Here is a 22,365-nt window from a genome sequence, read left to right on the forward strand (position 1 = left end):
GAAATTCAGAACTGTAGGGTACTGATTAACGGGCTGTTGTTATGTCAATCTTGCGCTAAAACAAACGAAGCCCCTCAGGGCTTCGTTAGCGTCGACGATTAATCTTCGTCGATTACAGCTTGGTAGCCTTCGGCATCCAGCAGGGCGTCGACTTCTGATTCGTCAGAAGGCATTACGCGGAAGAACCAGCCTTCGCCGTAAGCGCTGCTGTTAACGAGTTCTGGAGAATCTTCCAGCGCTTCGTTCACGGCAATCACTTCGCCAGAAATTGGGGCATAAATGTCAGACGCCGCTTTTACTGATTCAGCTACAGCACAGTCTTCACCAGCTGTTACAGTGTCGCCAACTTCTGGAAGTTCAACGAAAACCATGTCACCTAACAGCTCTTGGGCGTGCTCAGTGATACCTACTGTGTAGCTGCCGTCTTCTTCCTTGCGGATCCATTCGTGTGAAGAGGCGTATTTCAGTTCTGTCGGAATATTGCTCATTGTTCTTGTTCCTTGTTCCGTTTTTTTAAAATGCTTGTTTACCGTTGCGCACAAAGTTTGGCGCCACTACTCTAACAGCCACACGTTTTTTACGCATTTCGACTTCCGCAGTATCCCCAATCGAGCTAGGAACACGTGCCATCGCAATAGAATAGCCCAATGTTGGCGAGAAAGTACCGCTGGTAATCACGCCTTGTTGCTCTACACCGACTGCGTCAGTGAAAAATACTGGCATATCATGGCGTAACACGCCCTTTTCTTCCATCACTAGACCAACAAGTTTGCTGGTTCCGGCATCGCGCAGGGCTTCTAGGGCTTTACGGCCGATGAAGTCACGATCGCTCGGTTCCCATGCTATGGTCCAGCCCATGTTGGCGGCCAATGGGTTGATGGTTTCGTCCATGTCTAAGCCGTAGAGATTCATACCGGCTTCGAGACGCAGAGTGTCACGGGCACCGAGACCACAAGGTTTAACCCCTTGCTCTAACAATGCTTGCCACATGGCTTGGGCTTCATCTTCTGGGACGATAATTTCGTAGCCCGCTTCGCCTGTGTAACCCGTTGTCGCAATAAACAGAGAACCGGCTTGCTTGCCGAAGAAAGGTTTCATGCCTTCGATGGCGGCGTTTTGCTCGACACTGAGCACGGCAGCGGCTTTCGCTTTAGCGTTAGGACCTTGAACGGCGATCATCGCCAGTTCTGGACGCTCAGTCACAGTGACGTCAAAACCTTGGGATTGCTTGGCGATCCAAGCGAGATCTTTTTCGCGGGTCGCTGAGTTCACTACCACGCGGTAGTTAGTGTCAGTGAGGTAGTAAGTGATGAGGTCGTCGATGACGCCAGCATTTTCGTCTAACATGCCGCCGTATAAGGCTTTACCTGGAACTTTAAGCTTAGCCACATCGTTTGCCAGCAACTTACGCAGAAATGCACAAGCGTCGTTACCTATCACATCAACCACAGTCATGTGGGAAACGTCGAACATACCCGCGTCTTGACGCACGGCATTGTGTTCTTCGATTTGTGAACCATAGTTGAGAGGCATGTCCCAACCGTGGAAGTCGACCATCTTAGCGTTTGATTCTAAGTGCTTGTTAAACAGAATAGTTTTGTTAGCCATTGTTATCCCTTTTTTGCGGCCTTTTTCAGGTCTCTGCCTAGTGTAGGGTGTAGATACTAGGGTCTAAAATGCGGCGAAATTATACCTTGCGTCACAAATTTGTATACAGGAGATTTTTCTAATCCGAAGTCAGTGTCATTAGATTTTCTCATCTTTAACATGTAATTTTTTTACATGCGAAGACCAGATTTGCGCAGCTTGCAGTCAATATGCTGATATTAGCGGCAATTCTGATCACATTAGCGCAACCGAGGCTAACGACATAACTTAGGCAGCGCCGACTTATTGCCCATGGCCTGTTGTATGAACACTGTTTTCAGCCCAGCGACATTATCAACCAGATTTAAGCCCAGATCGCGGATCGCTTTTTTCAGCGGATTCGTCCCTTCGAATAAGCGTTTAAAGCCTTCCATCGCCGCAATCATCTCCATTGCATCGGCTTTACGCCAACGCTCTAGGGCGCGCAGCTCGGCATAATCACCGATATCCTTACCCGCTTGCTGTAATTCACTGATGACTTCGATGATGCTGGCCGCATCTAAAAAGCCGAGGTTAACCCCTTGGCCCGCCAGTGGATGGATAGTGTGGGCGGCGTCGCCTGCCAACACTAAACGGTGGCGGGCAAAATGGCGGGCGTAGCGCATCCGTAATGGGAAGGCTTGGCGCTCGCTTTCCAGCTGGCAAATCCCTAAACGACCATCGAACGCCGCGGTTAAGTTGCGCTCAAATTGCACTTTATCCATTGCCAATAATTCATTGGCGCGCTCAGGCGGCACCGACCAAACGATGGAGCAGAGATTGTCTTCATACAAAGGTAAAAATGCTAACGGGCCGTCCTTTAAAAACACTTGGCGGGCGGTGGCAAGGTGCGGCATTTCGGTGCGGATCGTCGCGACGATTGCGTGGTGGCCGTAATCCCAAAAGGTCAGCGGGATCTTACATTGCTCACGCACCCAAGAATTAGCGCCATCGGCAGCGATTACCAAGGCAGCACTCACGTTGTCGCCATTGGCGAGGGTCAGCCAAGCTTCGCGCTCGCCAAAGGCAATGCGTTCTAAGCGTTGGTTTTCAATATGAGTGATATTGTCAAACTCAGCGACGCGTTTGGCCAGCGCAAAGCTAATGGCATCGTTTTCGATAATCGCGCCGAGACTGGTTTCGCTGATGCTGTTGGCGTCAAAGGCAATTTTGCCGAAACCGTCTTTATCCCACACCGCCATTTTTTGATAAGGCGTGGCGCGGGAAGTGTCTAAATAAGTCCATGCACCTAAGTTTTCTAACAAGCGCTGACTCGCCTTATTGATGGCGCTCACCCGTAAACGCGGCTCGCCGACAACGGCATCCGTGTGGCCCGCATCGATAACGACGATATTAAGATTGGCCTGCGCCAATCCAATCGCGGTGGCGAGTCCCACCATGCCGCCACCCACAATGGCGATGTCATAGGCTTGTGAACTTAACATGGGTACATCCTTTTCGCGTTGCGATACCAGTAATGAAAAGCGAGTTATTTCCAGCCCATCGCCTTTTGAGCAACGGGGGTTTTAAGTGGCGGAAACCAAGATAATAAGCGCAAGCCTAAGTTACGACCCAGCGCCATCGGCCAGTATTGGTTTGAAAAGCCACGGACTAAAAATTCGATATTGCGGATAGTGCTGTTTCTGTCGTGCTCACGGGCATTGAGATAAGCATGGGTCACGGCGGCGGAGCCAATATCATCACCCTGATCTAGCGCCGTTTTGAGCACCTCAAGTAAGCTCACTACATCCCGCAGGCCTAAATTAAAGCCTTGCCCCGCAATAGGATGCAGTGTCTGCGCGGCATTGCCGATAAATACACATCTGTGATGGATTGGCCTTGGCATATAGGACAAATTAAGCGGATACGCATGGCGCGCGCTGACATCGATAAACGTGCCTGCTCGATAACCAAAGGCCTGTTGCAGCGCCGCTAAAAATTCCGCTTTAGGCGCGGTTTGCATCTGTTTAGCCCGTGCATCATCGAGCGCCCACACCAGTGATAAGCGAGGTTGACCTTGGCTATCGCCCATAGGCAATAACGCTAAGGGACCCGTTTGGGTAAAACGCTCATAGGCCCAATGTTGATGCGGCTTGTCGGTTTGAATATTGGCAATAATCGCGGTTTGCTCGAAGGCCACTTGGGTCACGGGCAAAGCAAAACTGCTGCGCACTTTGGATTGCAGTCCATCGGCGGCGACCACGAGTTTTGCTTGAAGGCGATCGCCCGTGTCGAGCACTAAGGTGTGGCCTTCTATGGCGGGTTCCACTTGGGCAAGCTTGGCGGGGCAATAGAGTTTTACCTCGCTCTTGTTCAACTCGTTAAACAGCACTTGGCCAACTCGTTCAAGCTCAACCACTTGGCCTAGGGCATCTAAATGAAACTGCGCCGCATTGAGTTCTGTCATGCCAAAGTGGCCGCGATCCGACACATGGATATTTTCAATCGCAGTGCCCAAATGGGCGAGCTTTGGCCAGAGACCTAGACGGGATAATTCGAAAATAGAACCATGAGCGATAGCGATGGAGCGAGCATCGAATCCGGGATGTTGTTTATCGGGAAGGTGCGCCTCGATTAAGGCGATAGAAAGCGGCCTAGCTGCGGATAAAGAAAGACGCGCGAGAGCCAACGCGAGAGTCGCCCCCGCCATCGCACCGCCTACAATCGCGATGTCGACGTGTTGAACTGAAGTATCCATGTGATTTGTGGCCGTCATGGGGATCTCATTCAAGCTTTGGCATGGCACTGAGGCATGTAAACATAAAAGATGTAAACATCAGTGCTATGCACTCAAAAACACCAGTGCTATAGATTCAAAGGCAGGTTTGCCCGCCTTTGATATCAAATGAAGCCACTACTGCGTTAACTTATTAAGCATTAAACCTAAGCGCTAAACTTAAGCGCTAAACAATCGCGGTAAATTAATGCACCACCGCTGTATCGTCAGTCTCGCCAAGCGGGATCTCAGGACCAAACTCCGAGTAACACATAATGGCGGCGATGCGCACAAACTCGAGTAGTTCAGTGTAAGCAGCTTCAGATTCTTCATCGTCGGCGACATCAAATTCCACTTGAGCAATTTCCGCCAAGTCTTTGATCACTTCACGCACTTCTGCCGAGGCTTGATTCAGTTTCGGCTGAATAATCGCCATGCCAGTCAAAAAGCTTTGGGTCCAAAGGGACAAGGCTTCAACACGTTGGCTGAGCGGCTCTTCTTCTTCAGGCAATAGCGGCATGAAACCAAATTCAAAATCCACTAAACGCGCGACAGAATCATTAAACAAATCACACACTAATTGGTGCAACTGCGCAGGTAAAGGTTGACCATCGTTCATCAGGTCGAATAGAGGCTTGATCCAAGTGTCGCCAGTTTGTTCTACACCACCGCAGATTAAACCGACTAAAGCACCGTGAACTTCTACCGGATGTTGGCCGATTTCAGCCGCATCTAAGGCGAGTTTTAAGCTGTCGATACGTAACGAAGGAGGGGTTGCCATATCAGATCCCAATAAGATTTTTCCAGCAGCAATGCTAGCAGAGATAAAGACTTGAACCAATACTGAATCCCAATAATGGCGAAATCGGCCACACCCTGATAAAAAATTATCCAACTGCTCACACAAACAGCAAACAAAGCCGTCAAAGACCAATCCAATTGCGGCTTACCTTGCACTTTTAATATCAGCCCTATATAGTCCGCCCTAAGAGGCTAACGAAAGGATCACCCGCGACATGAGTAACAGTGCTGTTGAAATTACCCTACTTGGGCGCACCTACTCTATCGCTTGCCCGAAAGGTCAAGAGGATGCCTTACGTACGGTAGCATTGGGAGTTGAACAACAACTCACAGCGTTAAAAACCCGAACCAATAGCCTAAGCCGCGAAGAAATTGCCATTATGGCGGCGCTGAATATTGGACACGAGTTGTTCCAAGAAAAGCAAAAAAATAAGCATTACATGCAACAGATGGACGACAGGATCAGCTTGCTGCAGTCGACCCTCGAAAATGCCTTAGTTGAGCGTTCAACTAAATAGATTTAAACTGTGCGCCTTGGTGATTTAACACCATTTGAGTTAAACCGACTGACGCACAGTGAATGGCTAAACTGGCTTATCAACATAAACCAATGTTTTAGCGATTCAATACCGTTTTGCTCCCTGGGATGCATGCCAACTGGTAATGTCCCTGTGCCGATAATTTTTATCTCAGGGTGAATGCTTTACTGACATTGTGCATGCTCGGCTTGTACCGAGAAGCCTTAGGAGGTAATCATTTACCCGCCTTGAACCTACGGTTCAAGGGCTACACCGGTAGCGGCATTCTGGGGAGCATCTTAATTTATGTCTATATCCTCCAAACTTTCTCATTTGAACACCCAAAGCGACACGGCGCACCTTGCCGTAGAGGTTGCTGCTGTTGGTGAAATGACTGATGTCGCCAGCCATGCGGCAAATATCGCCATTCATACGCAAGAAAACCGCAATCAGTTACGAAAAAGCATTCGTACCGCCCGCAAATCCCTTTCAGAAACAGAGCAAACCCAAGCAAGCTTAAGCGCCAGCCAACGAATGCTCGATGTATTGCAGGCCCAAAATGCGCAACATGTAGCCCTGTATCTCACCCACGATGGCGAACTTGCCACGCCGCCGCTGATCGAAGCACTGTGGCAATTGGGGATTCACACCTATCTGCCAAGGTTGCATCCCTTCAATGCAGGGCAATTGTTATTCCTGCATTACAGCGCTGACACACCTATGCAGGCGAATCAATTCGGCATCTTAGAACCTAAGTTAGATGTGCGCGCCATTATCCCAGTAACAGATCTCGATGTGGTTATCACGCCCTTAGTGGCGTTTGATTTAATGGGAAATCGTATGGGCATGGGCGGCGGCTATTACGATAGAACGCTGGCGAACTGGCAACTTAAGGGTAAACCTTTGCCTATGGGTTACGCCCACGACTGTCAACAATTGACCAGTTTACCCTGCGAGCATTGGGATGTGCCTTTGCCCTTTATCATCACCCCAAGTCGCGTACTGACGTTTTGAAAAGAAGGAGCAAGAAACTAGAAGCTAGAAGCTAGAGCGCTTCGCTGCTAGAAAAAGCAGAGCGTCGCTCCATAACGACTTCTTCTTGAATCTAGATTCTAGAGCTATGCAATGGCGCTCTAGAGGCCGCAGGCCGTTCTAGATTTTTCTTTACCTCAAATGCCGGCCACCATCAACATTATGGCAACGACCAGTGACGTAGCGGCTATTCAGCAGGTAGTCCACTAGTTCAATAATCTCCGCATTTCCCGCCTCTTTCGGCAACAGCGCTTTGGCTAAGGTTTTTTGCTGATAGGCAGCGTCATCACCCGCATTAAAGAGGATCATCGCCGGTGCAATCGAATTGACTTTCACCTCGGGGGCGAATTTGGCGGCAAAAGATAGCGTCATATTGTGCAGCGCGGCTTTACTGGCTGCATAGGCTATGTGCTTCTGACTGCCCTTCTCTGCCACGTAATCGGTAATATGAATCACATCACTGCCGCCGATTTCATCGCCAGCAGCGGCACGTAGCTGCGCCTCTAAGGCCAAGTTCAACTGATAGGGCACGCTCACATGCACTTGCATCATCCGCTGCAACACTTGGCTCGGTGCACGCTGACAGTGATCCGGCAGCCAGTCCGAGGCATTGTGAATAATGGCGCGAACTTGAGGCAGTTGAGTTAACGCATCAATTAAAGCTTGCACTTGGGCATCGTCATAAAAATCGCAGGGATACAGAGTCGCACCTAAGGCGTTAAGCTCATCGATACTGGTGTAATGGCTGCGATAAATACCAATCACCTGCTGACCTTGGGCGAGAAAATGTTTGGCTAAGGCGTAACCTATGCGTTTACCCACGCCAGTGATTATGATGGGAGATGTCATACCTATCCTTTTGATTCGTCATTGCTCAGGTTTTAACTTGTTTGCTTAAAAATCAACAATCAAGTTAACCCTATGAATAACCAAGATGTTACTGTACTCGTTTGAATTTAACCTAATAAAAAGCCAAATGAGACACACATTAGATTTAAATCAGCTGCGATCTAAAACCCTTTAATCTGCGTATAGGTTATAAGAAACCAAGCTTAAGTGCACAAGCCAAGAGCTTAGAGCAAGTATTGTGATCAAGTCATCAGAGGTGGACCCGATGGAACTGCGGATTTTTTATGATGGTAACTGTCCATTATGTAGCGCCGAAATGCGTCAACTGAAAGCACGCGATCCCAACAACTTTATTGCGCTTGAGGATCTAAATGCACCCGACTTTAGTGAACGTTTCAGCCATATTGATAGAGACTACGCCAATACTATTCTTCACGGTGAAACCGCAAAGGGCGAAGTGTTACTCGGGTTAGATGTCACCTGTAAAGCGTGGGCACTGACAGGCACACGTGCTTGGATCCAACTATTACGCCTGCCCGTGATTAAAACTGTCGCCGATTGGACTTACCTGCGCTTTGCAAAACACAGATACCGTATCTCCTATTTACTGACAGGCAAAGCCCGCTGCGACGATAACTGCCAAATTCCCACCAAGCGCCGCTGAATGAGCTTGAGAAAGTGTAAAACGCAGGCATAAAAAAACGGAGCTCAATGGCTCCGTTTTTTAATTCGTCATAATCTAAAAAGATTATCCGAAAGATTATTTAACGAAATCAACGCCTAGTTTGATATCGCCTTTCAGCGTATCTAACATAGAATCACGAGCGTTAGCTTCGAATGCACTCACTTCACCGTAAGGCAGTACTTTTTCAATACCGTTTTTGCCTAACAGCACAGGTTGTGCGAAGAACTCTGCGTGCTCGCTACCGCCGTCAACATAGGCGCATTCAACGATGTTAGCTTCGCCTTGCAGACCACGAACCAAAGACAGACCGAAACGGCAAGCCGCTTGACCCATAGACAGAGTCGCGCTACCGCCACCGGCTTTAGCTTCAACCACTTCTGTACCCGCGTTTTGGATGCGAGTAGTCAGACTTGCCACTTCTTCGTCAGTGAAAGTCACGCCTTCAACTTGAGACAGTAATGGCAGAATGGTCACGCCGCTGTGGCCGCCGATCACATTGACTTTAACGTCAGCAACGTTCAGGCCTTTTAATTCGGCGATGAAGGTTTCAGAACGGATCACGTCTAGAGTCGTGATACCGAACAGACGGTTCTTATCGTAAACACCCGCTTTCTTCATCACTTCTGCAGCGATAGCGACAGTAGTGTTGACTGGGTTAGTGATAATGCCAACCAAAGCCGTAGGGCAAGTTGCAGCTACTTTTTCGATCAGGTTGCGAACGATACCGGCATTGATATTGAACAGATCTGAACGATCCATACCAGGCTTACGCGCAACACCAGCAGAAATTAGAACAACGTCAGCACCCACTAGGGCAGGCGTTGGATCTTCACCAGCAAAACCTTTGATTTCAACAGCAGTAGGGATGTGGCTCAAGTCAACCGCAACACCCGGAGTCACCGGTGCGATATCATATAGAGACAAATGTGAACCCGCAGGCAGTTGAGTTTTTAACAGTAGGGCAAGAGCCTGGCCGATACCACCAGCAGCACCAAGTACAGCAACTTTCATAGTTATCTCCGTTATTTCTCGGATATGTGTGACATGGATCTAATTTACGTTGGCGTCACATTACTGGAATGTCACAACAATTTCAATTATCCCTTAGTCGTGGGACAAAAGAATTCCGGAATAAGTTAGAAGCAATGTAGAACAATTACTCAAATTGGTATTTTTAAGCCCCCAGCAAACGCTTAACCACAGGGAGTTAGTGAATTTTTATTCAACCAATCTGGTTATTTGTTGACAATTTTTCTAAAAATATTCAAAATGGGCCTGTTTTTTTGAATAACGAATAATAATATTATGCAAACGACCAAGAATCAGGATGACCTTGTTAGAATTTTTAAGTCGATTTTAAAAGAAGAGCGCTTTGGCTCTCAAAGTGAAATCGTCACCGCCTTGCAAGCTGAAGGCTTTGGTAATATTAACCAATCAAAAGTATCACGCATGCTCAGCAAGTTCGGCGCAGTGCGGACTCGCAACGCTAAGCAAGAGATGGTGTATTGCTTACCAGCCGAATTAGGCGTACCCACCGCGGGTAGCCCACTGAAGAATTTGGTACTCGACGTCGATCATAACCAAGCAATGATTGTCGTGCGAACTAGCCCAGGAGCTGCGCAGCTGATTGCCCGTTTATTGGATTCTATCGGTAAACCAGAAGGCATTTTGGGCACAATTGCTGGTGATGACACTATCTTTATTTGTCCATCGAGCATCCAAGATATCGCCGATACCTTAGAAACCATCAAATCTTTATTCAATTACGCAGAATAAAAAAACAGGTCAGCTTGCTGACCTGTTCTATTTCATCTGTACGCATTTCTGTCCAATCTTGCGCTGATTATTTGGCCATTGTCCCGATTACGTTACACATTTAAGCCAATCTCGCGCGCACCGATGTTTATACGCTAAGGTCAGTAAGCCACACTGATGCGCTGATTTACGTGAGTGCCCTGTTCGGCTTCATCTAACATGGCTTTAGCGTAATCTGTAACAGAAATGCGGCTGCGACCATTGGCATCGGTAAAGAAGCTGTCGCCACCAAGGCGATATGGGCCTTCACTCTCACCAGGATAAATCTCAGCGGCTGGGCTCACAAAGGTCCAATTAATTGCAGTTTGCGCCGCACGGAATACCTGCAAAGCTTCACCCTGAGCTAACGCTTCATCTTTATATGCTGCGGGGAAATCTGGGCTAGAAACCAGAGTCACACCCGGTGCCACTTCTAAACTCCCTGCACCACCAACCCACAATAAACGTGGCACCTTAGCGTTAGGCAGCACATCCAGTAAATACTGAACCGTACTCGCCACTAGGCCATGATTTTGTTGTGCGCGGCCACCAACAGCGGCAATGACAACATCTACGCCAGCAAAGGTTTGCGCAACTAATGGCTGCTCTAAATCCACAGCATGCACAACCACGTCAGTAGCGGATAACTTACTCGGATCACGCACTAACGCTGTTACTTGGTGCCCACGGCTCAATGCTTCTTTTAAAATTGCACCACCAATCCAACCTGTTGCACCTAAAATTGCGATTTTCATTTCGTTAACTCTCTCTGATGATTTACATTGAAGCCAGTTTACTTGCAGTGATTCACGTGATAAACATCAATAAATGAGCATTATTGTTTCAGTTTGAGGTACTAATATGGATAAAATTGCCGCAATACGCAGTTTCGTCGAAGTGGCAAACTGTGGCAGCTTTACCAAAGCTGCCGAGCATTTAGACCTCAGCCGCCTGCAGGTATCCCGCCATATTCAAGAAGTGGAGCAGTGGTTGAGTTTACGCTTACTACACCGTACCACCCGCAGCGTCAGCCTGACTTTGCAAGGCGAAGAAGCGCTGCAATTTTGCCAGCGGATCTTAAGTGAAGTCGCCGCCATGGAAAGCCGCGCCCACAGCCATAACAGTGAACTGGTGGGCAGTATTCGCATCGCCACACCGATTGGCCTTGGACAGCACAGCCTGTTTGATGTCGTCGACCGCTTTATTAAAATTCACCCTAAGGTCAGCATTCAGCTGGTGATGTCAGACAGTTTTGCCCAATTGGTGGATGAGCGAGTCGATGTGGCATTGCGCTATACCGAGCAGCCCGATGATAATTTGATTGCCCGCCGTTTAATGACCATAGATGCCGTGATCTGTGCTGCGCCGAGCTACCTTGATAGCAACACACCACTTGTCGAGCCCATCGATCTACTGGCTCACAACTGCCTGATACACTCGGCGCAACAAAATTGGCCTTTCCTGAAAGAGCTGCAAGCCGAGCATGTAAAAGTCACAGGTAATCTTAAAGCCAACGATATGGGCGTATTGGTGAGTGCGGCGCTGCGGGGACATGGCATAGTGCGTTTGCCCTGTGACTTAGCCAATCAATACCTTGCCAGTGGCCAGCTCAAAGAAGTGTTACCCAACTTTACGACGCCAGGCCAAACCCTGTGGGCTGTGTACTTGTCCCGCAGTTATCAGCAAAATCTGGTGCGCGCCTTTATCGATTTCACTGCCCAGCAATGGCAACTCGATATCAAAAAATGGCTCCCTGCGCATTAGCATAAAAAACGCACTTAGGCGTTAGCGTAAGTGCGTGTTAATTGATGCTGAATCTGGGCAGATATCGAACGCTTATTCGTCGAATTGCAACATAAAATCCAATGCGGGGGCAAAGAAGGATGAGCCTGTCATCGCCTTGGTAAAATGCATCAAGTGATCATGGTTACCTTCGCCATCACCAAACATCATGCTATGCAGCATTTTTTCAAAATGCTCCGGCGTACGGCAGTTAGAGATAAACATCAATCCCTGCTCCTTCAGCGAACCATAGGGCATGCTCTGGCGCAGGATCTCCATCGACTGACCATTCGCATCTTTAAGATTCACCCGCTTGATATGGCTGGTCAGTGGCTTATCCTCTGACTCATACTCGATATTATCTTGCTTAGTGCGACCGATAATATCTTCTTGTTTTTTAACCGGCAATCTATGCCATTTACTCAAGTTATGGGCATACTTTTGCACGTGAATATAGCTGCCGCCCCTAAACTCAGGATCTTCATCGCCAACCAGAGCGACTTCTTGACGGTGACGCCCCTTAGGGTTTTCGGTGCCATCGACAAAGCCGGTTAAATCGCGGCTATCCATAAATCTAAAGCCACGTTCTTCATCGACTAGTTCCACTAAGTCTTCAAACATTTGGCTGATTTCATTGGCGACTAAATGCAGAATATCGTAACGGTCGCAGCGGATATGCACGAACAAATCATATTCAATGGCCGGCGCTTCGCGGCTGCCGACTTGCATAGCAGGGAAAGGCTTGAGCATTTCAGGGCGAGCATTGGGGTAGAGGCTATCCCAATAATTAGCGCCAATCCCCACAAAACCATTGAATGCACTGTCAGAGTATTGATCTGTCAGCTCATAAATATACTGCGCAACGTTGGCAAGACAGGGACGTAATTGCGACTCGACATTGTCATTGGCATTAAACATCAAATAGACACTGTGTAAGTTCCCCTCGGCACACACACCCAACTGTTCACGCGGCATATTTTGAATATCCATTTGGTTATCACCCTTTTTCTAAATTCATTTTCGGCAATATTATCCGCAACTTTACCTGAAAATGACATTAACTAACGCACAGTTTGTTCTGGTTTATCATGATAATGCTCATTAGGTAGCAATATCACGCCCAAGATCCCTAATGTAAAAATGACGAGACTGGAAAGTCTCGTCATTCAGTTTAATCGAATAAATGAAGCAAAGCTTACTCTACCTCAAGCTTACCTTAGCGTGACGCTGAAGTTAATAACCGGCGGCATGACCATCTTTACGGCTCTCAGAAGCGCCACGATACACGCCCGTTTCAGTATTAAATCCAATAGCTTGATAGCCGCCAAAATCCCCAAGTCCATCACGCAGCACATGACCTTTCTTGATAAGCTCACGGCGTGTTTCCACAGGGAAGCCCGATTCCAGACTGACATAGCCGCCATCATTCATCACTTCGCCGGTGGGCTCGGTTGAACCCATATGCAAAATTCTGGGGGCATCGCCCGCTTCTTGCAAGTTCATTTTAAAATCAATCAGGTTCATTACAATCTGTGCGTGCATTTGTGGTTGAGTCGCGCCGCCCATCACCCCAAAGCTAAGCCAAGGTTTACCGTCTTTGGTCACAAAAGCGGGAATGATAGTATGAAAAGGACGCTTGCCCGGTGCGTAGGTATTAAAACGCCCTTCCGTTAAATCAAACATTTGCCCACGATCTTGCAGCACAAAACCGAGATCCGGCGGCGTCATCCCTGAACCCATACCACGGTAGTTACTTTGAATGAGTGACACCATGTTGCCATCTTTATCAGCGGTGGTCAGGTACACAGTATCGCCATGTTGCAACGCTGGATTACCCGCATCGACACTCTTGGCCGCTTTATTGGGATCGATTAACTTAGCGCGATCATAATTGTATTGCTGCGAAATCAACTCGTTAACCGGCACTTTATTAAAGGTCATGTCGGCATAAAACTTAGCTCTGTCAGCAAAGGCGAGTTTTTTCGCTTCGACAAATAAATGTACATATTCGGGGCTATTAAAGCCCATAGCAGCGACATCGAAGGGCTCTATGGTTTTTAGGATTTGCAGCGCCGCAATGCCTTGACCATTGGGCGGCAGTTCCCATACATCGTAACCACGGTAGTTCACCGAAACCGGATCTATCCATTCGCTAGTATGGCTCGCTAAGTCATCATAACTTAAATAACCACCTTGGGATTTCATGTACTTATCGATACTTTTGGCGATATCGCCTTTATAGAAAGCATCGCGGCCACCCTTGGCAATTTTCTCATAGGTATTAGCAAGCGCTGGGTTTTTAAAGATTTCGCCCACCGCTGGCATCTTGCCATTAGGCATATAGGTTTCTTTAAAACCGGGGAATTTAGCGAGTTTTTTACCACTCCCCTCAAGGTAATAGGCGATGAGTTCGGACACAGGGAAACCATCACGGGCGTAATGGATTGCGGGCGCAAGATTATCGGCCATAGCTAATTTGCCGAACTTATTATGCAGTTCATACCAACCATCCACCGCGCCGGGCACAGAAACAGGCAAAGGCCCAAGCGGCGGCAAATAGTCTAAGCCGAGGGATTTAAGCTTTTCTAAACTTAAGGATTTTGGACTGCGGCCCGAAGCGTTAAGACCATAGAGGCGTTTATCTTTCGCGCTCCAGACGATGGCAAATAAGTCACCACCAACACCCGAACCCGTTGGTTCGACTAACCCTAGCATGGCATTCGCGGCAATCGCCGCATCGACCGCACTACCGCCCTGCTTGAGTATATCAATAGCGACTTGTGTGGCGAGTGGTTGACTGGTCGCCGCCATTCCATGGGTGGCATACACTTCTGAGCGCGTCGCAAAGGCTTTACCCGTGATCCTATCCATGGCCATCACTCCTGAAGACGATATTGCCGTCGCCACTGTCACTAAGGTACAAATTGATTTTATTGTTTTTATCATAATTCCTCCCACTCTGGAGAAATTAAGGTAACAAGGATGGTCGAAAATATCACCAACCAATACCGCATAGGCCCAAGTTAAACGTAAGCAAAAATGTCGTACTTAAGTTGGTGATAGCTTATCGCCGTGGCATTAATACCTGACCGCTTAGATTTGCTCTGCACAATATTAATATGCCTAAGATTCAAATAGCACCAGCGAGTGCGGCTCTGTCGTTACCCCGACTTTTTGGCCGATAGTGAGCTGCATCATTTGGCTTCGCACTTCGACATAATAAGCGTGAGAAGCGGCTTCAATTTTGACCCAGTAATGACAAAAGGCGCCTAAGAAACGCCGCTCTGTGATCGTACCTACACCTTGCTCATCGGCGCTGAGCGTCAATTGCTGCGGGCGCAAAAATACCGAACAGCTGAACTCGCTCGGCAACCCTAATGGCGTAAGGCTGGTTAAATGGCCGATAGGAGTGGCAACTCTGTGTCCATCGAGCACTGCGGCGGGTAAGTAATTACCGCTACCTAAAAAGTCCGCCACATAACGGCTGTTTGGCGCGGCGTATAAGGCTTCGGCGCTGCCATGCTGCACTATAATGCCTTGATTAAAAATCGCCAAAGTATCAGCAAATACAAAGGCTTCATCCTTACTGTGGGTAACAAATACCGCGCTGACATTACGCTGTTTTAAAATACTGCGAATTTCTGCCATCATCTCGTAGCGCACTTGGGCATCGATATTAGAAAAAGGCTCATCGAGCAGTAATAACTGCGGCTCATAGGCAAGTGCCCGCGCAATCGAGACGCGCTGCTGCTGGCCGCCAGATAACTCATGGGGATAACGCTGAGCTAAGCCTTCGAGTTTGACTAAGGTTAGCATGTCATCCAACCGTGCCTGACGCTCGGCGGCCGACAATTTAGCCACGCCAAAAAGGATATTCTCCGCCACAGTTAAATGGGGGAAAAGCGCATAGTCTTGGAAAATCATGCCGATACCGCGCTGTTCGCTAGGCACAAACTGGCTATCGCCACTCACTACGCGGCCATTGATCTGAATTTCACCTTGGCTAATCGCCTGTAAGCCCGCAACCGCCCGCAACAGTGTGGTCTTGCCGCAACCGCTGGGGCCTAACAGCGCAAGGATTTCCCCTTGGTCGAGGGTCAAACTCAAACCTTTGAGTACTTGCTGGCCCTGATAATCGCTATGAACTTGCATAAGTTTGAGCGTGTTTGTCATCAGCTGTGTTGCTCCAATGAACGGTTTAAACAAATCAGCGGCACTAAGCCCACCAGTACAATGACAATCGCGGCTAAGGCGCCGTGCTCGAGTTTTTCATCGGACACAAACTGGAAAACATAGGTTGCAAGGTTTTCAAAGCCGATAGGTCGCAGTAATAATGCTGCGGGCAGTTCCTTCATGCTTTCGATAAACACCAATAACGCGCCCGCAAACAATCCCTTACCAAGTAGAGGTAAATGCACTCTTTGCAGCAACTGCCGCGGACCTTGCCCCATAGTCAGGCTCACCATGTCCAGCGATGGCGAGATGCGTTTATAGCTACTTTCAACGCTGCCGATAGCAATTGCCACAAAACGTACGCAAAAGGCAAAAATCAACGCCACTACGCTGCCCGTCAAAATAAGTCCTGGGCCGTCTAAACCAAGCAGATCCGCCAGATCGTTAATCGCAAAATCGAGCATAGTGAGCGGCACTAATACGCCGATAGCGAGCACAGTGCCGGGCAAGGCATAACCCGTCGAGGCTAAACGTGAGGGCAAGGCATCACTGGGTCTTGGGCTTATCCGGCGTACAAACATGAGCAGCAAAGCGATTAAGCAACAGATGAAGCTAGTGATCAGCGCAAGGCTGAGACTGTTAAGGCTTAACTGCCAAAAGCTCTCATCCCAGCTTTGTTCAAAATAACCAATGGCATAGGACAATAGAATCCCAAAGGGCAACAAAAAGGCTAATAGCAGCAGAGTGGCACAAAAGCTCAGTGCAACTGCGGTTTGCACTGTCGAGAGTCGATACAAATCACTGGCTTGGATGCGCGATTGCTTTTGGAATAGCTGCTGTTTGCGACGGGCGAAACGCTCAAATCCAATCAAGCTAAACACCACCAGCAAGATAATCGCCGACAACTTAGCGGCGGCGGTCAGATTGCCATAACCCAACCAAGTGTCGTATACGGCCGTGGTTAAGGTTGGCACAGCAAAATAGTTAACCGTCGCAAAATCGGCGGCGGTTTCCATCGCCACCAAAGCCACGCCAACCGCAAGTGCAGGCCTTGCCATAGGCAAAGAAAGCCGCCAAAAACTCTGCCACGGCGAACAGCCCATAATGCGCGAAGCATGGGCCAAACTTAAGGATTGCTCCATAAAGGCGGTACGCGCCAAGAGATAAATATAGGGAAATAACACCAGCGACAACATGCACGCCGCGCCGCCTAAGGTGCGAATATCGGGGAAGAAATAATCCTGCGGTGAACTCCAGCTAAAAATCGTTCTCAAGCTGCGCTGCACTGGCCCCGCATAATCGAGCAAATCGGTATAAACGTAGGCAACAATATATCCCGGCATAGCGAGGGGCAGTAATAGCGCCCATTGCAAATAACGCCTGCCGACAAATTCACAGCGAGCCATCAACCAAGCACAGGGTAACGCAAGTAATAACGCGCCCAAACTCACCCAAAAGATCAACAATAAACTGTTGATAATATAAGTCGGTAGAACCGTTGCCATCAAGTGGCCAAACACTGCTTCGTCAGGCTGCAAAGCTTGCAATATCAGTGCAACCAGTGGCAACACCAGTATGGTGGCGAGCGCATAACCAGCAAGCGACCAGCTTCTGGCTAATCCTAAAATCATGTCAATCCTTAAAAAGTCACAGCGCCAATCAATGGCGCTGATAACCTAATCTGCAATTTTTCACTCGCACTTAAAGCAAAATGCTAGAGATCAAACTGCACTTCATCTAATAACTTAACCGCCGCTTGGTGATATTCGGCCAGTTTAAAAATAGGCAATTGATCCGACTTAAACTCGCCCCATGAAGCCACTAAGGTTGAAGGTGCCACATCGGCTTTCACCGGATATTCCATATTCACATCGGCATAAGCCTTTTGAGCCACATCGGCTGATAAGAATTCCATCAATTTGATCGCATTGGCTTTATTCGGTGCATGACGGGTTAATACCATACCAGACACGTTCACATGGGCACCGCGATCGGCTTGGTTCGGGAAGTTAATCGTCACCGCTTCAGCCCAGCTTTTTTGCTCTGGGTCTTGCATCATGTTGCCGTAATAATAGCTGTTGCCGATGGCGATATCACATAAGCCTTCTTTTACCGCTTTCACTTGGGCTCTATCATTACCCTGTGGCTTGCGCGCTAAGTTACTCTTCACGCCTGCCAACCAAGTTTTCGCCTCAGCTTCACCGTGATGGGCAATCATAGATGCCACTAACGCTATGTTGTATGGATGCTTACCACTGCGGGTACAGATTTTGCCTTTGTATTTAGGGTCGGCGAGTTCTTCATAGGTAATTTGCTGCGGCCCTAAACGATCTTTCGCCGTATAGAGATTTCGCACTCGCATGGTCAGGGCGTACCACTGGCCGTCAGGATCGCGATACTGGGCAGGAATATTGCTTTCGAGTTGGGTATTTTTAACCGGTGAAGTCAGATCTTTATCGACTAATTCAACCAGACGTGAGAAATCAGAGGTCAGCACCAAATCTGCTGGGGATAAACGACCTTCACGGGCGAGACGCTCGGCAATGCCGTCTTTTGCAAAAACCAAATTCACACCTATGCCGGTTTCTTCGGTGAAACGCGTCAGGATAGGCTCCACCAAGAAGGCTTGGCGATAAGAATAAACTGTTAATTTATCATCAGCATTCGCCGAATGCCCAACCGACATTAACCCAACTACTGCTGCGCAAGTTACCCATTTCATTACCGATTTCTCCCCAAAGTGATGACGTGTTCAGCGAGTGTGAACATGGCTGCATTAATGATAATGCTTATCAGTTGCGCAAGAGTAATAGATAGATAAGTGGAGGGCAAGAGTCTATTTAACTTTTTGTTTTTAATTAGTTTAAACTCAAAACTGGTGATTATCTCAAATCAAACTAAACTGAACCTTAATTTGCTTAAAATGCTTTTAGGAGGCGTTATGTTAACTGTTTTGCTGCTAGGCGTAGTCGCAGTGGCGCTATTTGGCTTATTTAAACTCAACACTGGCCACAAGCGGCATAAACACTATGCTAAAGCTGTCAATCAACACGCCGACGGGACTAAGCCGCATGCATCACAAGCCCATCATTTTCACAGTGTAAGCATAGTGAATGACGGCAGTTGCTGTAAGCAAGTTGAAACATTCTCTGGAAAACGTTTTCTATCGAAGGATGCGCCGGAAATCCCGATGGAAGAATGCACTATGACCCACTGCCAATGCCGCTATCAACACCATGAAGATAGGCGTCAAATAGGGAATGATCGCAGAGTCGAATACGGGGTCACGCGGGATTTATTCGGCGCTTTTGGAGAACAAAACCGCCGTGATAGACCAAAGGGAAGACGCGCAACCGATGGCTGAGCATCTCCATCCAGTTATTGGGGACGGGTTTGGATAAACGCGGGGAGATTACGCATCTCACTAAACCAAAGTGCCGTCGCAGGGGCAACCTTGCGCCAATCTAACTCTGGATGTCTAAAGTCCACATAATCAAGCAAGCAAATCAAGGCTAATTGCGGTGCCTGAATCGTGGTTTGGGTGATGACGGTTTGCAGTTCAACCTGCATAAGACCACGCAGCAATGCTTGTTCAAAGCGAGCCGTCCAAAAAGCCGATCTCACGCCTTCATCTTCACGCATCTGCTCTTGGCGTAATTTCACCGCGCTATCGATTAAGCCTTTTATCAAAGAATATTGACACTCCAACACCCAGTTATGACTTGAGATGCCAAACATCTTACGATCGCCAAGCTCAGCATCTAGGTAGCGCATAATCACTTCGCTATCGAATAACGCCACGCCATCGTTAGTGATGAGACACGGGATCTGTCCTAGCGGGTTAGCATCGAGTAATTCGGCACTGTTTTCAAAGGGATTGACTAGCTGCTCTTCAATATTGTTAATTCCTAAATACTGGATTAAGGCTCTAACACAACGGGCGTAGGGTGAAGCTTGAGAACTTAACAACTTCATCAAAAATTTCCTTATATTTGCATTAAACGCTATGGCTATTTAGGAGCGAAAACGGCTTGCTCCCACCCATATAAAATGGGATCACCAATATTTCTCTACGGTAATTTGTCCGGGAGCACGACGTAAATTCTTCACTAATCCCTTATCGAGTAAGGCGCTTTGCGCGCCATTGATCATTCCGGGATTGCCACAAATCATAACTTGGGAATCAGCAGCACTTAAGGTTACTCCTGCCTTTTTTTCAATCTCACCCGAGACCAGGCCCTCGGGTATACGACACTGCAACGCATCGGCAAAGGGTTCACGGGTCACACTCAAGACTAATGTAAACTGTGCTGGGTATGTGCGTTCTAACTCACGCAGCTTATCAAGATACGCCAAATCCTGCGCCTCGCGCACGCCATACACAAGTACGACTTTTTCGAAACGCTCCCAAGGTTCATGGGTGTCGAGCATAGACAAAAATGGCCCTACCGCTGTACCTGTAGCCAAAAACCATAAGTGCTTGCCTTGAAGTCCACCCTTAGGAATTTCCACTAAGGTCATAAAACCAGTCGCGGTTGAGGTAATTTCAATTTCATCGCCTATGCCAAGGTTTTGCAATTGCGGCGATAACAGGCCGTCCTCTACCGCGACTGCGAGCACTTCGGCATAGGGTTTATCGGGAGAATTGACTAAGGAGTATGCTCTGGCAACACGCTTATCATCTTGCATTTGACTTAACTTGATAAACTGGCCAGGAATAAATGGGGCTAACTCGGCGGCGATGCGCAATGAAAATAACTTATCGCTCCAATCAATACGTTCTATAACTTGTCCCCTAGTCCACATAGCGTACCCTCAAGCGAAACGTTAAATAGGCTTCCAGCATAGACTTTTTTCCGCATAACAAAAACCCCTTATGATAAGGGGCTTATGGCGATAGAACCGAAAACAACAGAGCGTTAACTGGCACTCGATTGTGTCTCATCTGTCTTCTTATTAAAACTATCTCTAAAGGCCTGTAGTCCCTCTTGCACTAAACCATAGGTTTTATCGACACCATCGGCAATATCCCCCTGCAAGACTCTAAGGCCAGACAGAATGTCTTTCGCTTCTTTAAAGCCGTTATCAATTGCACCACCAATAATTCCCATAAAGCTATCGAGTTGCTCATCTAAGCTCATACCCGAATTTTGTTGCTGGTGAATGCTAAAAAACTGCGTCGCAAAACTCACGATACGATCTGCAGTCGCTTCTGGCGATGTATCTACGCCATTATCGTAAGCAGTTTGAATCGCGTTCTCGCCCATAGTAGGCGCTAACTCTTTATTAATCGACTCTATCGCAGCGCGATAAAGCAAGATCATAGACTGATCGCCTGACTTGATATTCACATCTTGCTGTGCCGATAAAATCGCTTGATTCATCAGCTGCTTACTCGTTTGCTGCGCGGTTTGTTTCGAGGTCACTTCGGTGGTTTTCGCGTCCTTCGAATCACTCACTTCGGTACCCTTAGGCGCCGTATTTTCAGCATATTTTTTCTGCGGCAAAGGGGTACTTTGCACTTGAGAGGGTTTATTGATTTCCATGATGACTATCCATTCAATTCGGGTCGACTTTATTATCGACCAAAATTTAACCAGCTTTAGTAATTTTTAGAATTGAAGTACCATCGTGACCACAAGGTCATGATAAGGCCCGCATAAATTGAGTGGGTTTATTCTGTATAAAGTGCATAAAGCGCCATCCACCCGCATGCAGATCATTACTATCGTCGAGCTTAGAGATAAGCCAATAGAAAAGGATGTTACACCATGGCAGCAGGCCGCAATTTGAGTCATTTCCGCTTTCACGTGTTTACACAAATGCTTAAGTGCACTATTGAGCACTATACGAGCATCAATATCAAACGCCTTAGTTTGCTCACCGGTCTTATTATCTTAACTTGCCTCAGCCTCGCCCCGATTAGCCAAGCCCATGCTGAAAACAGGCTGATTATTTTAGTCAGACATGCCGAAAAAGCCGACACGCCAGCCAATGACCCACAGTTATCGCCCAAGGGGGAAATGCGCGCAACGTCACTGATCACCGCCTTGAACCGCACGCCATTGTCGCAACTCATCGCGACTCAATACCAGCGAACCCAGCAAACACTCGCGCCTATCGCCGAGGCTCGCCATTTGCCCGTGACGATAGTCGAGGCAGCCAAACCTATCGAAGAACATATTCAGCTGATTGTCGAACAAGTGCATGCGGTACGAGGTAATACGCTCATCGCTGGTCATTCAAACACAGTGCCATTAATCATCAAAGCCCTTGGTGGACCTGAGGTCCAAACAATCGGCGAAGAGGACTACAGCCAGCTGTTTTTGCTCTCTCTCAATGATGGCCAACCCGCGAGCTTGATCGCCACCCGTTACGGACAAGAATAA

At 48.0% G+C, this 22,365-nt stretch carries 23 protein-coding genes and 1 other RNA gene; 8 read left to right on the forward strand and 16 right to left on the reverse strand.

Going from position 1 to position 22,365, the window contains the following annotated elements:
- Positions 1-98: 98 nt before the first annotated feature.
- The 5 genes from gcvH to Q4Q46_RS10760 form a co-directional block, all read right to left on the reverse strand.
- Entirely contained in the window at positions 99-488 is a 390-nt protein-coding gene (gene gcvH, locus Q4Q46_RS10740) for a glycine cleavage system protein GcvH (protein WP_006080188.1), read from the reverse strand.
- A 25-nt stretch (positions 489-513) separates the two neighbouring features.
- A complete protein-coding gene (gene gcvT / locus Q4Q46_RS10745) occupies positions 514-1,608 on the reverse strand; it encodes a glycine cleavage system aminomethyltransferase GcvT (RefSeq protein ID WP_311890179.1) in 1,095 nt (364 codons plus the stop codon).
- Between the two features lie 254 nt (positions 1,609-1,862).
- The gene (locus Q4Q46_RS10750) at positions 1,863-3,071 is read right to left on the reverse strand and encodes an FAD-dependent monooxygenase (RefSeq protein ID WP_311890178.1); all 1,209 of its coding nucleotides are present in this window, start codon (positions 3,069-3,071) and stop codon (positions 1,863-1,865) included.
- A gap of 44 nt (positions 3,072-3,115) precedes the next feature.
- Complete coding sequence (gene ubiH / locus Q4Q46_RS10755; protein ID WP_311890177.1) at positions 3,116-4,342, reverse strand: 2-octaprenyl-6-methoxyphenyl hydroxylase; 1,227 nt, start codon at positions 4,340-4,342, stop codon at positions 3,116-3,118.
- Positions 4,343-4,547: 205 nt separating this feature from the next.
- Positions 4,548-5,123 (reverse strand): UPF0149 family protein, encoded by a 576-nt coding sequence (locus Q4Q46_RS10760; protein WP_012090203.1) that lies wholly within the window; start codon positions 5,121-5,123, stop codon positions 4,548-4,550.
- 235 nt (positions 5,124-5,358) lie between these two features.
- Between Q4Q46_RS10760 and Q4Q46_RS10765 the strand changes: the two genes are divergently transcribed.
- From Q4Q46_RS10765 to Q4Q46_RS10775, 3 genes are all read left to right on the forward strand, one after another.
- Positions 5,359-5,661, forward strand: a complete 303-nt coding sequence (locus Q4Q46_RS10765; protein WP_006080182.1) for a cell division protein ZapA — start codon at positions 5,359-5,361, stop codon at positions 5,659-5,661.
- Between the two features lie 117 nt (positions 5,662-5,778).
- Positions 5,779-5,959: non-coding RNA, 6S RNA (gene ssrS, locus Q4Q46_RS10770), on the forward strand.
- An 8-nt stretch (positions 5,960-5,967) separates the two neighbouring features.
- Positions 5,968-6,675, forward strand: a complete 708-nt coding sequence (locus Q4Q46_RS10775; RefSeq protein WP_311905929.1) for a 5-formyltetrahydrofolate cyclo-ligase — start codon at positions 5,968-5,970, stop codon at positions 6,673-6,675.
- Positions 6,676-6,825: 150 nt separating this feature from the next.
- Here the strand turns inward: Q4Q46_RS10775 and folM are convergent, their stop codons facing one another.
- On the reverse strand, positions 6,826-7,542 hold the full coding sequence (gene folM / locus Q4Q46_RS10780; protein WP_311905930.1) for a dihydromonapterin reductase: 717 nt from the start codon (positions 7,540-7,542) through the stop codon (positions 6,826-6,828).
- 265 nt (positions 7,543-7,807) lie between these two features.
- Here folM and Q4Q46_RS10785 point away from each other — a divergent pair, with 265 nt between their 5' ends.
- A complete protein-coding gene (locus Q4Q46_RS10785; protein ID WP_311905931.1) occupies positions 7,808-8,206 on the forward strand; it encodes a thiol-disulfide oxidoreductase DCC family protein in 399 nt (132 codons plus the stop codon).
- Between the two features lie 96 nt (positions 8,207-8,302).
- Here Q4Q46_RS10785 and mdh read toward each other — a convergent pair whose 3' ends face one another.
- Positions 8,303-9,238, reverse strand: coding sequence for a malate dehydrogenase (mdh, locus tag Q4Q46_RS10790; protein ID WP_011845758.1), 936 nt, complete (start codon positions 9,236-9,238; stop codon positions 8,303-8,305).
- 294 nt (positions 9,239-9,532) lie between these two features.
- On the opposite strand from mdh, the gene argR reads away from it, so the two are divergent.
- On the forward strand, positions 9,533-10,003 hold the full coding sequence (argR, locus tag Q4Q46_RS10795) for a transcriptional regulator ArgR (protein WP_006080175.1): 471 nt from the start codon (positions 9,533-9,535) through the stop codon (positions 10,001-10,003).
- Positions 10,004-10,143: 140 nt separating this feature from the next.
- Here argR and Q4Q46_RS10800 read toward each other — a convergent pair whose 3' ends face one another.
- Positions 10,144-10,776 (reverse strand): NAD(P)-dependent oxidoreductase, encoded by a 633-nt coding sequence (locus Q4Q46_RS10800; protein ID WP_311905932.1) that lies wholly within the window; start codon positions 10,774-10,776, stop codon positions 10,144-10,146.
- A 106-nt stretch (positions 10,777-10,882) separates the two neighbouring features.
- On the opposite strand from Q4Q46_RS10800, the gene Q4Q46_RS10805 reads away from it, so the two are divergent.
- Positions 10,883-11,785: a LysR family transcriptional regulator gene (locus tag Q4Q46_RS10805; protein WP_311905933.1), complete on the forward strand. Its 903-nt coding sequence runs from the start codon at positions 10,883-10,885 to the stop codon at positions 11,783-11,785.
- A gap of 72 nt (positions 11,786-11,857) precedes the next feature.
- Here the strand turns inward: Q4Q46_RS10805 and Q4Q46_RS10810 are convergent, their stop codons facing one another.
- The 5 genes from Q4Q46_RS10810 to Q4Q46_RS10830 form a co-directional block, all read right to left on the reverse strand.
- Entirely contained in the window at positions 11,858-12,793 is a 936-nt protein-coding gene (locus Q4Q46_RS10810) for a Dyp-type peroxidase (RefSeq protein WP_011845757.1), read from the reverse strand.
- Positions 12,794-13,036: 243 nt separating this feature from the next.
- The gene (ggt, locus tag Q4Q46_RS10815; RefSeq protein ID WP_311905934.1) at positions 13,037-14,749 is read right to left on the reverse strand and encodes a gamma-glutamyltransferase; all 1,713 of its coding nucleotides are present in this window, start codon (positions 14,747-14,749) and stop codon (positions 13,037-13,039) included.
- Between the two features lie 177 nt (positions 14,750-14,926).
- Positions 14,927-15,976, reverse strand: a complete 1,050-nt coding sequence (locus tag Q4Q46_RS10820) for an ABC transporter ATP-binding protein (protein WP_311905935.1) — start codon at positions 15,974-15,976, stop codon at positions 14,927-14,929.
- Positions 15,976-17,607 (reverse strand): ABC transporter permease, encoded by a 1,632-nt coding sequence (locus Q4Q46_RS10825; protein WP_311905936.1) that lies wholly within the window; start codon positions 17,605-17,607, stop codon positions 15,976-15,978. Before Q4Q46_RS10825 ends, Q4Q46_RS10820 begins: the two co-directional genes overlap by 1 nt.
- A gap of 83 nt (positions 17,608-17,690) precedes the next feature.
- On the reverse strand, positions 17,691-18,698 hold the full coding sequence (locus Q4Q46_RS10830) for a Fe(3+) ABC transporter substrate-binding protein (RefSeq protein WP_071939937.1): 1,008 nt from the start codon (positions 18,696-18,698) through the stop codon (positions 17,691-17,693).
- A 219-nt stretch (positions 18,699-18,917) separates the two neighbouring features.
- On the opposite strand from Q4Q46_RS10830, the gene Q4Q46_RS10835 reads away from it, so the two are divergent.
- Complete coding sequence (locus tag Q4Q46_RS10835; protein WP_014620586.1) at positions 18,918-19,340, forward strand: hypothetical protein; 423 nt, start codon at positions 18,918-18,920, stop codon at positions 19,338-19,340.
- A gap of 14 nt (positions 19,341-19,354) precedes the next feature.
- On the opposite strand, the gene Q4Q46_RS10840 is transcribed toward Q4Q46_RS10835, so the two are convergent.
- The 3 genes from Q4Q46_RS10840 to Q4Q46_RS10850 all read right to left on the reverse strand — a co-directional run bounded on the left by Q4Q46_RS10840 (position 19,355) and on the right by Q4Q46_RS10850 (position 21,522).
- A complete protein-coding gene (locus Q4Q46_RS10840; RefSeq protein ID WP_106651638.1) occupies positions 19,355-19,951 on the reverse strand; it encodes a glutathione S-transferase N-terminal domain-containing protein in 597 nt (198 codons plus the stop codon).
- A gap of 81 nt (positions 19,952-20,032) precedes the next feature.
- Entirely contained in the window at positions 20,033-20,782 is a 750-nt protein-coding gene (locus Q4Q46_RS10845; RefSeq protein ID WP_311898639.1) for a ferredoxin--NADP reductase, read from the reverse strand.
- Between the two features lie 113 nt (positions 20,783-20,895).
- Positions 20,896-21,522 carry a DUF5610 domain-containing protein gene (locus Q4Q46_RS10850; RefSeq protein WP_311898637.1) on the reverse strand — a complete coding sequence of 209 codons (627 nt, stop codon included), beginning with the start codon at positions 21,520-21,522 and terminating at the stop codon, positions 20,896-20,898.
- Between the two features lie 225 nt (positions 21,523-21,747).
- On the opposite strand from Q4Q46_RS10850, the gene Q4Q46_RS10855 reads away from it, so the two are divergent.
- Positions 21,748-22,365, forward strand: a complete 618-nt coding sequence (locus Q4Q46_RS10855; RefSeq protein ID WP_311905937.1) for a histidine phosphatase family protein — start codon at positions 21,748-21,750, stop codon at positions 22,363-22,365.

The sequence above is a fragment of the Shewanella vaxholmensis genome (assembly GCF_031932135.1).
Taxonomy (GTDB): Bacteria; Pseudomonadota; Gammaproteobacteria; order Enterobacterales; family Shewanellaceae; genus Shewanella; species Shewanella hafniensis.

Excerpts from the sequence above, each read along its gene's own strand:
- gcvH (WP_006080188.1), bottom strand. The coding sequence starts at position 488 with ATGAGCAATATTCCGACAGAACTGAAATACGCCTCTTCACACGAATGG.
- gcvT (WP_311890179.1), bottom strand. The coding sequence starts at position 1,608 with ATGGCTAACAAAACTATTCTGTTTAACAAGCACTTAGAATCAAACGCT.
- mdh (WP_011845758.1), bottom strand. The coding sequence starts at position 9,238 with ATGAAAGTTGCTGTACTTGGTGCTGCTGGTGGTATCGGCCAGGCTCTT.
- Q4Q46_RS10820 (WP_311905935.1), bottom strand. The coding sequence starts at position 15,976 with ATGACAAACACGCTCAAACTTATGCAAGTTCATAGCGATTATCAGGGC.
- Q4Q46_RS10840 (WP_106651638.1), bottom strand. The coding sequence starts at position 19,951 with ATGAAGTTGTTAAGTTCTCAAGCTTCACCCTACGCCCGTTGTGTTAGA.
- Q4Q46_RS10825 (WP_311905936.1), bottom strand. The coding sequence starts at position 17,607 with ATGATTTTAGGATTAGCCAGAAGCTGGTCGCTTGCTGGTTATGCGCTC.
- ggt (WP_311905934.1), bottom strand. The coding sequence starts at position 14,749 with ATGATAAAAACAATAAAATCAATTTGTACCTTAGTGACAGTGGCGACG.
- Q4Q46_RS10835 (WP_014620586.1), top strand. The coding sequence starts at position 18,918 with ATGTTAACTGTTTTGCTGCTAGGCGTAGTCGCAGTGGCGCTATTTGGC.
- Q4Q46_RS10850 (WP_311898637.1), bottom strand. The coding sequence starts at position 21,522 with ATGGAAATCAATAAACCCTCTCAAGTGCAAAGTACCCCTTTGCCGCAG.
- Q4Q46_RS10855 (WP_311905937.1), top strand. The coding sequence starts at position 21,748 with ATGGCAGCAGGCCGCAATTTGAGTCATTTCCGCTTTCACGTGTTTACA.
- Q4Q46_RS10830 (WP_071939937.1), bottom strand. The coding sequence starts at position 18,698 with ATGAAATGGGTAACTTGCGCAGCAGTAGTTGGGTTAATGTCGGTTGGG.
- Q4Q46_RS10810 (WP_011845757.1), bottom strand. The coding sequence starts at position 12,793 with ATGGATATTCAAAATATGCCGCGTGAACAGTTGGGTGTGTGTGCCGAG.
- ubiH (WP_311890177.1), bottom strand. The coding sequence starts at position 4,342 with ATGACGGCCACAAATCACATGGATACTTCAGTTCAACACGTCGACATC.
- argR (WP_006080175.1), top strand. The coding sequence starts at position 9,533 with ATGCAAACGACCAAGAATCAGGATGACCTTGTTAGAATTTTTAAGTCG.
- Q4Q46_RS10785 (WP_311905931.1), top strand. The coding sequence starts at position 7,808 with ATGGAACTGCGGATTTTTTATGATGGTAACTGTCCATTATGTAGCGCC.
- Q4Q46_RS10765 (WP_006080182.1), top strand. The coding sequence starts at position 5,359 with ATGAGTAACAGTGCTGTTGAAATTACCCTACTTGGGCGCACCTACTCT.
- Q4Q46_RS10805 (WP_311905933.1), top strand. The coding sequence starts at position 10,883 with ATGGATAAAATTGCCGCAATACGCAGTTTCGTCGAAGTGGCAAACTGT.
- folM (WP_311905930.1), bottom strand. The coding sequence starts at position 7,542 with ATGACATCTCCCATCATAATCACTGGCGTGGGTAAACGCATAGGTTAC.
- Q4Q46_RS10845 (WP_311898639.1), bottom strand. The coding sequence starts at position 20,782 with ATGTGGACTAGGGGACAAGTTATAGAACGTATTGATTGGAGCGATAAG.
- Q4Q46_RS10775 (WP_311905929.1), top strand. The coding sequence starts at position 5,968 with ATGTCTATATCCTCCAAACTTTCTCATTTGAACACCCAAAGCGACACG.
- Q4Q46_RS10760 (WP_012090203.1), bottom strand. The coding sequence starts at position 5,123 with ATGGCAACCCCTCCTTCGTTACGTATCGACAGCTTAAAACTCGCCTTA.
- Q4Q46_RS10800 (WP_311905932.1), bottom strand. The coding sequence starts at position 10,776 with ATGAAAATCGCAATTTTAGGTGCAACAGGTTGGATTGGTGGTGCAATT.
- Q4Q46_RS10750 (WP_311890178.1), bottom strand. The coding sequence starts at position 3,071 with ATGTTAAGTTCACAAGCCTATGACATCGCCATTGTGGGTGGCGGCATG.